The organism is uncultured Tyzzerella sp., assembly GCF_963558545.1.
Classification (GTDB): domain Bacteria; phylum Bacillota; class Clostridia; order Lachnospirales; family CAG-274; genus Tyzzerella.
Map to the genome: position 1 here is coordinate 1 of NZ_CAUWHO010000053.1, position 14,148 is coordinate 14,148.

Annotated in this window: 14 protein-coding genes and 1 riboswitch; all 14 genes read left to right on the plus strand. The window is 26.7% G+C overall.

All coding sequences use genetic code 11. The annotated features are described in order from the left end of the window. The coding region (locus R5Z65_RS10240; protein WP_317368475.1) for a LysM domain-containing protein at window positions 1–154 on the plus strand (154 nt) is incomplete at its 5' end. Window positions 155–217: 63 nt separating this feature from the next. After that, a riboswitch (TPP riboswitch) is annotated at window positions 218–324 on the plus strand. 87 nt (window positions 325–411) lie between these two features. Next, entirely contained in the window at window positions 412–1,239 is an 828-nt protein-coding gene (thiM, locus tag R5Z65_RS08290; RefSeq protein WP_317368451.1) for a hydroxyethylthiazole kinase, read from the plus strand. A gap of 14 nt (window positions 1,240–1,253) precedes the next feature. Then, the gene (gene thiE / locus R5Z65_RS08295; RefSeq protein ID WP_317368453.1) at window positions 1,254–1,895 is read left to right on the plus strand and encodes a thiamine phosphate synthase; all 642 of its coding nucleotides are present in this window, start codon (window positions 1,254–1,256) and stop codon (window positions 1,893–1,895) included. Between the two features lie 18 nt (window positions 1,896–1,913). Then, entirely contained in the window at window positions 1,914–2,582 is a 669-nt protein-coding gene (gene tenA, locus R5Z65_RS08300) for a thiaminase II (protein ID WP_317368456.1), read from the plus strand. Window positions 2,583–2,604: 22 nt separating this feature from the next. Further along, entirely contained in the window at window positions 2,605–3,393 is a 789-nt protein-coding gene (gene thiD / locus R5Z65_RS08305) for a bifunctional hydroxymethylpyrimidine kinase/phosphomethylpyrimidine kinase (protein ID WP_317368458.1), read from the plus strand. 480 nt (window positions 3,394–3,873) lie between these two features. After that, on the plus strand, window positions 3,874–4,506 hold the full coding sequence (locus R5Z65_RS08310; protein ID WP_317368459.1) for a hypothetical protein: 633 nt from the start codon (window positions 3,874–3,876) through the stop codon (window positions 4,504–4,506). Further along, the gene (locus R5Z65_RS08315) at window positions 4,493–5,248 is read left to right on the plus strand and encodes an ABC transporter permease (RefSeq protein ID WP_317368461.1); all 756 of its coding nucleotides are present in this window, start codon (window positions 4,493–4,495) and stop codon (window positions 5,246–5,248) included. Before R5Z65_RS08310 ends, R5Z65_RS08315 begins: the two co-directional genes overlap by 14 nt. Continuing rightward, window positions 5,235–5,960, plus strand: a complete 726-nt coding sequence (locus R5Z65_RS08320; RefSeq protein WP_317368464.1) for an ABC transporter ATP-binding protein — start codon at window positions 5,235–5,237, stop codon at window positions 5,958–5,960. Before R5Z65_RS08315 ends, R5Z65_RS08320 begins: the two co-directional genes overlap by 14 nt. Beyond that, window positions 5,957–6,901 carry an NrtA/SsuA/CpmA family ABC transporter substrate-binding protein gene (locus tag R5Z65_RS08325; protein ID WP_317368465.1) on the plus strand — a complete coding sequence of 315 codons (945 nt, stop codon included), beginning with the start codon at window positions 5,957–5,959 and terminating at the stop codon, window positions 6,899–6,901. Before R5Z65_RS08320 ends, R5Z65_RS08325 begins: the two co-directional genes overlap by 4 nt. 433 nt (window positions 6,902–7,334) lie before the next feature. Beyond that, entirely contained in the window at window positions 7,335–8,747 is a 1,413-nt protein-coding gene (hydG, locus tag R5Z65_RS08330) for a [FeFe] hydrogenase H-cluster radical SAM maturase HydG (protein WP_317368466.1), read from the plus strand. A gap of 24 nt (window positions 8,748–8,771) precedes the next feature. Beyond that, entirely contained in the window at window positions 8,772–9,944 is a 1,173-nt protein-coding gene (hydF, locus tag R5Z65_RS08335; RefSeq protein WP_331678031.1) for a [FeFe] hydrogenase H-cluster maturation GTPase HydF, read from the plus strand. A 10-nt stretch (window positions 9,945–9,954) separates the two neighbouring features. Further along, window positions 9,955–11,058, plus strand: coding sequence for a [FeFe] hydrogenase H-cluster radical SAM maturase HydE (gene hydE / locus R5Z65_RS08340; protein WP_317368471.1), 1,104 nt, complete (start codon window positions 9,955–9,957; stop codon window positions 11,056–11,058). A gap of 154 nt (window positions 11,059–11,212) precedes the next feature. Then, window positions 11,213–13,420 (plus strand): glycoside hydrolase family 2 TIM barrel-domain containing protein, encoded by a 2,208-nt coding sequence (locus tag R5Z65_RS08345; RefSeq protein WP_317368473.1) that lies wholly within the window; start codon window positions 11,213–11,215, stop codon window positions 13,418–13,420. A gap of 138 nt (window positions 13,421–13,558) precedes the next feature. Beyond that, window positions 13,559–14,148: ABC transporter permease (locus R5Z65_RS08350; protein WP_317368474.1), on the plus strand; the 590-nt coding region annotated here is incomplete at its 3' end.

The window sequence follows — 14,148 nt, forward strand, 5'->3', positions numbered from 1 at the left end:
ATCATATGTTGTACAATCTGGCGATACCCTTTGGGATTTAGCAAAAAAATTTAATACAACAGTAGATGATATAGTAAAGCTTAATGATATAGAAAATCCTGATTTAATCTATCCAGGGCAAAAATTATTAATACTTAAAAAAATTAGAGCTTAGTTATTTTATAATTTTTAAATAATATAATTGACAATATTAAATATAGATGTTAACATTTATTTATACAATTGACAGGGGAGCTTGTACTGGCAAGTTGAGAGGAAGTAATTAACTTCGACCCTTTACCTGATGCAGATAATGCTGCCGTAGGAAGTCATAATTATAGATAGAATATGATTTTTTAGGGATACTTTGCATTAGGTATCCCTTTTTATTGTTGTAATCAAAAAATTATTTAATTTAGATAGGAGATTAAAATGTTAAAAGATTATCTTGAAAGTGTAAAAAAAATAAACCCACTTATACATAATATTACAAATTATGTAACAGTAAATGATTGTGCTAATATATTACTTGCTTGTGGTGCATCGCCTATTATGGCTGATGATATTAACGAGGTAGAAGAGATAACAAGTATTTGTAATGGGTTAAATATTAATATAGGTACATTAAATACTAGGGTTATTGAATCTATGTACAAGGCAGGGGTACAGTCTAATAAACTTGGGCATATAGTTGTACTTGACCCAGTTGGTGTAGGTGCATCAAGTCTTAGAACAAGTACAGCTAATAGACTTATTAAAGATATAAAATTTACAGTAATTCGTGGCAATATTTCAGAAATTAAAAATTTAGCATTAGAAAATGATACATCAATTACAAAAGGTGTAGACGCTAATATTTTAGATACAGTTACAGAAGAAAATATTAACGAGGCAGTTAACCTTGCTAAAAAGTTTTCTGAAAAAACAGGAGCTGTTATAGCCATTACAGGAGCTATTGATATTATAGCAGATTCTCAAAAGGCTTATTGTATTTTTAATGGAAATCCTATGATGAGTAAGGTAACAGGTACAGGGTGTCAATTATCCGCTTTGATAACAGCATATGTAAGTGCAAATCCTGAAAATCCATTAGAAGCTACTGTTTCTGCAGTTTGTACAATGGGCGTTTGTGGAGAAAAAGCATATAAATTAATGGATAATAATAGTGGAAATAGTAGTTATAGAAATTACATTATAGATTCTGTATATAATTTAACTGGTGAGGAATTAGATAAAATGGCAAAATATAAAGTATATTAAATAAGGTGATTAAAATGAAATGTAGTAGAGAAATGATGCAACTTTATGCTATAACGGACCGTAGTTGGTTAAAAAATCAAACTTTGGAGCAACAGGTGGAATATGCTTTAAAAGGTGGAGTTACTTGTGTTCAAATTAGAGAAAAAAACCTTGATAATGACTTATTTTTAAAAGAGGCTATAAAGATAAGGGAGATTTGTAATACATATAAAATTCCATTTATAGTTAATGATAACATAGAAGTTGCAGTAAAATCTAATGCCGATGGAATACATATAGGACAAGATGATGGGGATATAAAAGATATTAGAAAAATCTTAGGAAATGATAAAATAATTGGTGTTTCTGTTCAAAATATAGAACAAGCTATCATTGCAGAAAAAAATGGGGCAAGTTATCTTGGTGTTGGAGCTATATTTAAAACAGAAACTAAACCTGATGCTAAATGTGTTTCATTAGAGCAATTGAAATTAATATGTGAAAATGTTTTAATTCCTGTAGTTGCTATTGGTGGTATAAATAAAAGTAATATTATGGACTTAGCTAAAACAAAAGTAGATGGCGTAGCTATGATATCCCAAATATTTTCGGCACAAAATATAGAAAAAGAATGTATGGAACTACTAAAACTATCAAAAGAAATGTTAAATTTATAATTAATAGGAGGGGTTATATTGGAAAAATTGACACTTACACAAAAACTTTATAATGCTTCACAAAATATATGGAAATCATACTATAATCACCCATTTATTATTGGTATGTCTGAAGGAAATTTAGAGAAAGATAAATTTAGATTTTATTTAATACAAGATTATATTTATTTATTAGACTATGTAAAAGTATTTGCTCTTGGCATAGTAAAAGCTAGTGATGAACAAATTATGAAAAAATTGGCATTTTTATTAAATGATATATTAAATAGTGAAATGACAATTCATAATAGATACAATAATTTACTTAAAATAACAGAAGAAGAAATTAAAAATACAAAAAAATCTATACATAATACATCATATACAAAATATATGATAGAGATAGGTTATAGTGGGGATATACTTGATATATTAGTTGCTGTTTTAGCTTGTTCTTGGAGCTATAAAGAAATAGGAGAAAGTTTATCCAAAAGTAAAAATTATTCAAAAGATAATTTTTATTATGATTGGATAGATGGATATTGCACAGATACTTTTGAAAAGGATACTAATGAGCTTATACAACTTATAGATAATTTAGGCGAAAACTGCACATTGGAAAAATATAAAAAGTTAGAAGAAATATTTATTAATTGTAGTAGATATGAATATAATTTTTGGGAAATGTCTTATAAAAAAGAATTTTAAATATTAATTTTGGGAGGGATTTATGAAAGTATCATTAACAATAGCAGGTAGTGACTCTAGCGGTGGAGCAGGGATTCAAGCAGATATAAAAACAATGACAACAAACGGTGTTTATGCTATGAGTGCTATAACAGCTCTTACGGCACAAAATACACAAGGAGTTTATGATATTTTAAATGTAACAGAAGATTTTATGAAAATACAACTAGATACTGTTTTTAATGATATATATCCAGATTCTGTAAAAGTAGGTATGGTATCTTCACAAGAAATATTAAATGTTATTGTTGAAAAATTGAAAGAATACAATGCAAAAAATATAGTAGTAGACCCTGTTATGATATCTACAAGTGGGTGCAAATTAATCTCTGATAATGCAATTTCATTTTTAAAAGAAAATTTATTCCCTTTGGCAAGGATAATAACACCTAATATACCAGAGGCTGAGCTTTTAACAGGGATAAAAATAAAAAATAAAGATGATATGATAGATGCTTCAAAAAATTTATATGATAAATATAAATGTGCCGTACTTTGTAAAGGAGGGCATAGCACTGAAAACTCAGATGATTTATTATATAATAATGGAGTTATGTGGTTTTATGGAGAAAAAATTGATAATAAAAATACTCACGGGACAGGGTGTAGCCTATCTAGTGCAATTGCGGCTAATCTTGCTAAGGGTCAAATGTTAGACGAAGCAGTTAAAAATGCTAAAGATTATATTTCTGGTGCATTAAGGTGTATGCTTAATCTTGGAAAGGGAACAGGTCCTATAAATCATTTATTTAATTTAAACTTTAAAGATTGATATATTTAAAAAAATTATAAATATATACCTTTTTAAATTAAAATATTATTTACTAAATTTATGATATTTTAAACAATATATAAAAAAGATAAGAATAGGCATAATGTGGTGCTATCTTATCTTTTTTTATTAAATACAATTAAGATATGACTTATATTTTTAAAGGAAAAATTATATAGGGGTGTTTGTATTAATTTTTACGAATAAAAATATATAGGAATATCTGCTTTTGAATACAGAGTATTCAAAAAATTGATTAAATACAATTAAGGTATGACTTATATTTTTAAAGGAAAAATTATATAGGGGTGTTTGTATTAATTTTTACGAATAAAAATATATAGGAATATCTGCTTTTGAATACAGAGTATTCAAAAAATTGATTAAATACACAAATATAAAATAGTTGACAAAATCACTATGTTACACTATACTAACAATATGTAGTTTGGTACAACATATAATTTTAAGGAGTATAATATGAAATATATATTAATAAACCCTGTTACAGACCAGATGTATGAAAAAGATATTCTTAATAATTTTTTAAAAATAAATGGATATACAAGAGTTTTTACTAATAATAACTGGGCTAATGTAGTTATGGAAAAATATGATAGTACAATAAAAAATACTAAAAATACAACAGTTATTGATATGAGATGTCCTTTAGCTGTAGATGTTGTAAAAGAAAATACTAATAAAAATGAAAACATTATATTTCCAGATATAGAGCCAATTTTAATACATTGTGCAAGAGAAATTAGCCTAAGAGAAGATTTAAAAGATGGAGAAAAAATTATAATTACACCTTGTAAATCATTAAAAGAAATGGGTAATAAACTTTTATTAGATAATACAATTTTTATGACTTGGTTAGAGTTTTTAAAATATTTAAATAATAATATAGAAGGAAACTTTTTAAAAAGTACGCCTATACCTCTTGGTTTTTTTGATAAACTTAATGTTAGAAAGGAAAGTTTATCTGGAGATGAAAATATAAAAAATTATTTTAAAAATAAAAAGTTTGAAGGTTTAGATATAATAGAAATGTTATATTGCCATAATGGGTGTCATAATGGTGATGGGGTTGTAGAAAATGAAAATTATTAAACAATTATTAGTAATATTAGGCATTGTTTTAATATGGCAAATAACTTGTAGCATTGATATTTTTAATACATACATTTTACCACCACCATTAAAAGTATTTAATACTTTTATTAAAATGGTTACATCTGGAGAGATTATTGAAGATATTTATATAAGCTTTAAAAGAGTTTTAATAGGTTATATTATTTCTTTTATTTTAGCATTTATTGTAGCAGTAATATCTTTTTTAAAAAAATCATTAAGCCAATATTATGAGTTTTTAATACAGTTATTTAGAAATATTCCACCACTTAGTATGATTCCATTACTTATACTTTGGTATGGCATAGGAGAAATGACAAAAATTATAATTATTATACTTGCATCATTTTTTCCAATGTATCTTAATATACTTAAAGGATTTAAGGAATGTGATAAAAAATTGCTTGAAGTTGGAGATATATTTGGGTATTCTAAGTATAAAAAGTTTATAAAAATAACGCTTCCTTATGCTATTTCTGATATATTAATAGGAATGAGAATAGGTTTAGGGTATAGTTGGCGAGCTATAATAGGTGCAGAAATGATTGCAGCATCAACAGGTATTGGACATATGATTTTATTTGCTCAACAATTATCTAGAACAGATAAAGTTATTATAGGTATTATTACTATTGGTATAGTAGGATATTTATGTGATTTATTGTTTGCATTTATAATAAATAAATGTTTAAGAGGAGGCAATAAAAGTGTGTGGAATTAATATAATGAATGTTTCTAAAAAATATAATATAGATAATAAAAACATTGTTGTATTAAATAATATAAACCTTAATATAGATGAAAATAAAATAACTATAATATTGGGTAAAAGTGGTTGTGGAAAAACAACTCTTTTACGTATTTTGGGTGGACTAGAAAAATGTGATTGTGGAAATATACAATATGAAAATATAGAAAAACTGGCGTATGTTTTTCAGGAGCCTAGACTAATGCCTTGGTTAAATGTTGAAAAAAATATTAAATTTGGATTAAATAAAGAAGAAATAGATGATGAAAAAATTAAATCAATAATTAATACTGTTGGTTTATCTTCTTTTGAAAAGGCTAATATACAACAATTATCCGGTGGAATGCAACAACGTGTTTCCATTGGGAGAGCCCTTGCATTTGAACCTTCATTTATTTTAATGGACGAGCCTTTTTCTGCTTTAGATTACTTTACTAGAGAGCAAATGCAAAATGAATTATTAAAGATAAAAAATAAAAGTAATTGTGGTATTTTATTTGTTACACATAGTATAGATGAGGCTATACGCCTTGGGGATAAAATAATAATCTTAGAAGACGGAAATATAAAAGATACCTTTGTTATAGAAGAAAATCAATTAAGCCGTAATTTATTAGAAGAGAAATATATTTTAATAAAACAGGAAATTTTAGATAAATTAAATTTTAAAGGAGTTAAACTATGAAAAAAATACTTTCTATTATTTTAGCAGCAACATTAATGACAGCTACATTAAGTGGCTGTGTAAAAAAGGAAAATAGTAGCTTAGATAAAATTACTATGACATATGTTACATCACCATTAAATGTACCATCTATAATAGATAAAGAAAAGCAAATATTTACAGAAAAATTTAAAGAAGATGGAATTTCTGTTGAATATGCAGAAATTTTATCTGGTGCAGACCAAACACAAGCTTTAGCTTCGGGAGATGTTCAAATATTATATGCAGTAGGTGCATCTTCTGTAATATTATCTGCTGCTAACGATGCTGATATAAAAATACTTAATACTTATAGCCGTTCGCCAGAATCTTTTACTATTTATTCTAAAGATGATACAATTAAATCTCCAAAAGATTTGGTAGGAAAGACTGTTGCAGGTCCAGCAGGAACTAACCTACATGAGCTTTTAGTTGCATATTTAGAAACAGAAAATTTAACAATAGATGATGTAAACTATGTTAATATGTCTATTGGAGATGCAAATGCAGCTTTAGAAGGTGGAAGTGTAGACGCTGCTTTACTTGCAGGGGTATCTGCCTATAATGCCGGATTACAAGGGTATAATTTAATTACTGACGGAAAAGGATTAATAGATGCTATTATTGTAGTCGCATTAAGACAAGATTTTTATGAAAATAACAAAGAGATAGTTGATAAATTTTATACTTATCAAGAAGAAATTAACAAATACATAAATGATAATTTAGATGAAAGCTTATCTATTGTTGCTAAAAACTTAGATTTAGATGAAAGTGCAGTTAAAGAAATGTATGCAAAATATGATTTTTCATTGGAAATAACTGAACAAGATAAATTAGGGTTACAAAAAACGGCAGATTTTATGTTAAAAAATGGTATGATAGATAAAGAGGTAGATATAGATACTTTATTTTTAAACTAATTAAGTATATTTAATAGTATAAAGCTCTATTGAAAATATTTCAATAGAGCTGAGGTTGTAGACAAAGTCTACAACCTCTTCAAAAAAATAACAAGTTTATTTTTTGATATAATCTAGGGTAGAAAAGCTGATTTCTTCACACAAGGGCTAAAGCCACTTGAAATCTAGCTTTTTACACAATCCGAGGCAAAGCCACGTATTGTGATTAAAATTTTTATACCCTATAAATAGGATATAAAAATGAAAAAAATTTGATTTAATAATATTTTGTCTTAAATCTAAGCTCTATTGAAAATATTTCAATAGAGCTTTAATAGTGTATATTTAAATATTAAAATGGAAATAAAACTTGATATATATTGTTATTTAAGATATTATATTTATATACTAGTAAATCAATATTATTTAGACTAATAATTTTAGGAGGCTTAAAGTGTATAATAAATATTCTAAAAAAGCTCAAGAGTTTATAAATGATAAAGAGATTTTACAAACTATTGAATGGGTTAAAGAAAATGTAAACAATAAAAACCTTATAAATGATGTTTTAGAAAAAGCTAAAAATTTAAAAGGTATAGACCATAGAGAAGCACTTTTATTGTTAGAGTGTCCTTTTGAAGATTTAAATGAAGAAATATATAATCTTGCTAAATATGTAAAAAATAAAATATATGGTAAAAGAGTTGTATTATTTGCACCTATATATCTTTCTAACTATTGTGTAAACGGTTGTGTATATTGTTCTTATAATTATAAAAATAAAGATATTACTAGAAGAAAACTAACACAAGATGAAATAGTAAATGAGGTTAAAGCTTTGCAAGATATGGGGCATAAAAGATTAGCTCTAGAGCTAGGCGAAGACCCTGTTAATAATTCTATAGATTATGTTTTAGAAAGTATTAATACTATATATAGTGTTAAACACAAAAATGGTGTTATAAGAAGGGTAAATGTTAATATAGCAGCAACTTCTGTTGAAAACTATAAAAAGCTTAAAGAGGCAGAAATAGGAACATATGTATTATTTCAAGAAACATACAATAAAGAAAATTATGAAAAGCTACACCCTTTTGGACCAAAACATAATTATGATTATCATACAGAGGCTATGGATAGAGCTATGGAGGCAGGGCTTGATGATGTAGGTATAGGTGTTTTATTTGGGTTAAATATGTATAGGTATGATTTTGTTGGACTTTTAATGCACGCAGAGCATTTGGAGGCAACTATGGGTGTTGGGCCCCATACAGTTAGTGTCCCTAGAATAAAAGATGGTAATAATGTAGATAGCTCTGAATATAGTGATGCTATATCTGATGAGCTGTTTAAAAAGATAATTGCTATTTTAAGAATAACTATGCCTTATGTTGGAATTATTGTATCTACTAGAGAATCTCAAGAAGTTAGGGAAAAAACTTTAGAAATAGGTGTTTCTCAAATAAGTGGTGGCTCTAAAACAAGTGTTGGTGGGTATACAACAGCACCAGAAGAAAATACAGAGCAATTTTCTATTACTGATGAAAGAACTTTAGAAGAAATTGTAGAATGGTTATTAAAACTTGGGTATGTACCTAGTTTTTGTACAGCTTGTTATAGAGAAGGTAGAACAGGAGATAGATTTATGCAGCTAGCTAAATCTGGGCAAATAGTAAACTGTTGTAATCCTAACTCTTTAATTACATTAAAAGAATATGTACAAAACTATGCTTTAGAAAACACAAAGCGAATTGCTAATAAAGTTATAGAAGAAGAGCTTAAAAATATACCTAATGAAAAAGTAAAATGTATTACTACAAAATATTTACAAGAAATGTGTGATGGTAACCAAGACTTTAGATTTTAGAGAGGGGAAAATATATTGAACAGTGTGCCAAAAGGGGAAAGAAAGCATATAGCTATTTTTGGAAGGACTAATACGGGAAAGTCGTCTTTAATAAATTTTTTAACTAATCAAAATTTATCTATTGTTTCTGATAAAGAGGGTACTACTACAGACCCTGTGTATAAAAATATGGAAATAATAGGCTTAGGTGCTTGTACATTAATTGATACTGCAGGTTTTGATGATAGTACATATTTATCTGACGAAAGAATGGAAAAAACAGAGATAGCTTTATTAAAGACAGACTTAGCTATTTTAGTTTTTTCTGATGATGATTTTTCCATTGAAAAAAAATGGGTTGAAAGATTTAAATATTTGGAGATACCATTTATATGTGTAATAAATAAAATTGATATAATAAAAGAACAAGATATATTAGCTACAAAAATATTAAATGACTTTGGTAAAAATCCTATTCTTGTAAGTTGTAAAGAAAAAATAGGATTTGAAGATTTAATATACACTATAAAGAGTAATTTTAAAGATGAAATGGAAATGGAAATAACAGGAGAGCTAGTAAAAGAAAATGATGTAGTTTTACTTGTTATGCCACAGGATAAGCAAGCACCTAAAGGTAGGCTTATTTTACCACAAGTACAAGTTTTAAGGGAATTACTAGATAAAAAATGTACAGTTTTATCTACATCTTTAAAAGATATATCAAATGCTTTAAATAGTTTGAAAAAATCACCAGATGTAATAATAACAGATTCTCAAATTTTTAAAGAAGTTTATGAGCAAAAGCCTACTGAAAGCAAAATAACTTCATTTTCTGTTTTATTTGCTGGATATAAAGGGGATATACATTATTACTTAGAAAGTGTAAAGATTTTAGAAAATCTAAAGGGAAGTGCCAATATAATAATATCTGAAGCTTGTACACACAATGCAATAGACGGAGATATTGGAAGAGAAAAGATACCTAATCTTTTAAGAAAAAAATTTGGAAATGATATAAACATAACAGTAGTAACAGGGGATAACCTCCCAAAAGATTTAGAAAATTATGATTTAATAATACAATGTGGTGCTTGTATGTTTAATAGAAAATATGTTCTTAATAGGATAAATATGGCTAAGGATAAAAACATACCTGTTACTAATTATGGGATAATTATAGCTTATCTAAATGGTATATTAGATAAAATAAATATTTAAAGGAAGAGAGATGAATTTTTTGATAGATAAAATATTAGAAAAAGAAGAACTTACAAAAGATGATTTAGTAGCTCTTTTATCTATAGAAAAAGAAGAAGAACTTAATAAATTATTTAAAAAGGCATATTCTGTAAAGGAAAAATATATAGGTAGAGTATCTCATTATAGAGGGCTTATAGAATTTTCTAATTATTGCATAAAAGATTGTAAATATTGTGGTATTAGAAAAAGCAATAGTTTAGTAGATAGATTTGATATGAATAAAGAAGAAGTGCTAAAAATGGCTAAGTGGGCCTTTGATAACGAATATGGGTCTATAACTTTACAATCTGGAGAAAGAACAGATAGTAAATTTGTAGATTTTGTTACAGATGTTATACAGTCTATAAAAGATTTTTCTGGTGGTAACTTAGGTATGACTTTATGTATGGGCGAACAAAGTGAAGAAGTTTATAAAAGATGGTTTGAAGCTGGTGGGCATAGGTACTTATTAAGAATAGAAACTACTAATAAAGATTTATATAAAAATATACACCCTCAAAATGATTTGCATTCTTTTGATACGAGAGTAGAATGTTTAAAATCTCTTAGAAAAATAGGGTATCAAGTTGGTACTGGCGTAATGATGGGAATACCTAACCAGACAATAGAAGATTTAGCAAATGACATTATATTTTTTAAGGATATGGACATTGATATGATAGGTATGGGGCCTTATATAGTCCATAAAGATACACCTATAGGGAAATATGCACTGGAGCAAGGTTTAGATACAGAAGAATATAAAAAATATAGATTTCTTTTAGGCCTTAAAATGATTGCTGTTACAAGAATATTTTTAAAAGATGTAAATATTGCAGCAACAACTGCTTTACAAGCATTAGACCCTTTAGGAAGAGAAAAGGGTATAAAAGCAGGTGCTAATATACTTATGCCTATTATTACTTTAGAAGATTATAGAGAAAAATATCAATTATATGATAATAAGCCTTGCATAGATGATAATGCTGATAAATGTAAAAATTGTTTAACAGGTAGGGTTATGAGCGTTGGAGAAAAAGTTGGTTTTGGCGAGTTTGGGGATTCTAAACATTTTTTTGTTAGAAATAGATAAAAATACTATAACTAAATGATTATATTATTAAAGATGTATATAAAAAAATAAAATAATGTGTATATATGGTTGAAAATGTTATAAGTATAGTTTATAATCATAATTAAAATTATGAAAATTACTAATTATATATTTGTTAAAGGAGAAAGATATAATGATTTCTAGTAATAAAATTTGTATTAGCAACCAATGGCAATATTCCAAAAATAAAGATGACAATAAAGTTGTTGTAAACATTCCTCATACTTGTGAGGAAGTACCTTATAACTATTTTGACGAAAAAATGTACCAATTTATTAGTTATTATGAAAATGATATAACTATTAAAAATTCTAATAAAAGAATATTTTTAAAATTTGATGGTGTTATGACAGCCTTTACACCATCTATTAATGGAAACAAACTAGAAGAACGAAGAGGTGGATATATACCTCATACTGTGGAAATAACAGATTATATTAAAGATGGTGAAAATAAAATTTTTGTAGAAGTAGATTCGACAGAAAGAACAGATATACCTCCTTTTGGGTATATTGTAGATTATCTTACTTTTGGTGGTATATATAGAGATGTTTGGCAATATGAGGTAGATAATACATTTATAAGAAATTTATTTTTTAAATATGAAGTGATAGAGCATAATGGAAAAACGGGAAAAGTTAAATGTATGCCTATTGTAGAAATAGATTCTTTAAATGGAGAAGATATAAAAGTATGCTATGAAGTTTTAGGTACTAAAGTAGAAACTAATATTAGTGCAGAAAAAGGTATTAATAGATATAATTTAGAAGAAACTATTATAGAAAGTGTAGAATTGTGGTCTATAAAAAGTCCTAAAATGAATATATGTAATACATCATTAGTAGGTAGTACATCTAATGATGGTGCTACAATAAAAGTTGGGTTTAGAGATTTAAAAATAGTGCCAGAGGGTGTATTTATAAATGGAGAAAAAATAGATTTAATAGGCTTAAACAGGCACCAAAGTTTCCCTTATGTTGGATATGCTATGCCTAAAAGAGCTCAAGAAGAAGACGCTATTATACTAAAAGAAACTTTAGGGTTAAATACTGTTAGATGTTCGCATTACCCTCAATCTACATATTTCTTAGATAAATGTGATGAAATTGGTTTGTTAGTATTAGAAGAAATACCAGGTTGGCAACACATTAGTAAAGAAGAACCTTGGAGAAAACAAGTTTTAGATGATGTAAAAGGTATGATAGAAAGAGATTACAACCATCCAAGTATTTTAACTTGGGGTGTTAGAATAAATGAATCTGGTGATGATGAAGAATTATATACAAAAACTAATAAACTAGCAAAAGAATTAGATGATACTAGACTTACATCTGGAGTTAGATGCTATGAAAATAGCCAACTTTTAGAAGAAATTTACACAATGAATGATTTTGCTCATTGTGGAAAAGATATTGTACTTAGAGATAGAAAAACTGTTACAGGATTAGACTATCCTGTTCCTTATATGATAACAGAATTTTGTGGACATATATATCCTACTAAAAAGTTTGATTGTGAGCAAAAACTTGTAGAGCACGCATTAAGACACGGTAGAGTTCAAAGCAAAGCTAGGTTAGATGATGAAATTTTAGGTGCTATTGGTTGGTGTGCATTTGATTATAATACACATTTTGATTTTGGTAGTGGCGATAGAATCTGTTACCACGGTGTTATGGATATGTTTAGAATGCCAAAATTTGCAGCATATATGTATAGAAGCCAAAAAGATGTGGAAGATGAAATTGTACTAGAGCCTTTAACTTACTGGACTAGAGGAGAAAGGGAAATAGGTATAGTTTTTCCTATATATGTATTTACTAATTGTGATAGTATAGAGCTTAAGCTTGATGGTGAGAGTAAAGGGGTATTTAAAAGGGAAGAAAAAAATTTAGATGATAAGCTAAGTGGTTTAAAAAATCCTCCAATTGTAGTTAATGCTTTAAATGGAGAATGGGGTGCTAGCTGGACAGACGCAGAATTTATAGGATATGATAAAGAAGGTAATGTTGTTGCTAGCAAAAAATTTGCAGCACACCCTGTATATAAAGATATAAAAACTAACATTACTACAAATGAATTATACTGTGATAAAGTAGATACAGCTAGGATAAGTGTTGAAGCTATAGACCAATTAGGCTCTATTATTCCTTTTATAAATGATTCTATTGATATAGAAGTAACAGGTGATATAGAAGTAATAGGACCTACTAGAATTAATCTTATAGGTGGAAGTATTTCATTTTGGGTTAAATCAAAAGTTTTAAATAATAAATCAGAAGCAACTATAAAAATTAAAAGTTTTTATGGCCACCAAAAAGAAATAAAAATAAATTTAGTTTAAATATAAAGTAACCACTATATTATAAAAAGGCAAAAGCATAAAAATATTTATGATTTTGCCTTTTTATGGTATAATAAAGAAAATATAAATAGTATAGGGAAGTAAATAATATTATAATATTGTTTATGCAGGTGGAAAATGAAAAAAATATTTTATTACTTTATTATTCTTATATCACTTATAACTTATTTTTATGCTGGTTATACCCTTGATAAATTAAAGCAGTTTGAAAATATAGTGGATATATCTTTTTTAGAAAATAAGCCTAATGAGGATTTTATAAAAAATGTTTTACAAAAAAAACAGGGGGTAAAAGATATTATTGCTTTATCTAATGAAGGAGAAGTTGATATATTATTTAATAACAAATATGAGAAAACTAAATTAGTAAAAGTTTTTGGTAACCCTAAAAAAATATTTCCTAAAGAGAATGTATTATATAAACCTTATTTTGAAAAAAACGGAGTATATATTAGCAATAACTTAGCTTATAATACTTTTAATAAACAAGACATAATAGGGAGTAAAATATTTATAAATGACAAAGAATATATTATATGTGGAATTTTTGAAGACAAAACATCTAAAGTTATTATTAATAGCAATAAATACGATGAATTTGATAACATAAAAGTATTTTTTAATAAAACAAACAATATTGTAAAAGATATAAATAATTTTACAAAACTAAATAATAGTGAAAATTTACATATAATTAATATTAATAA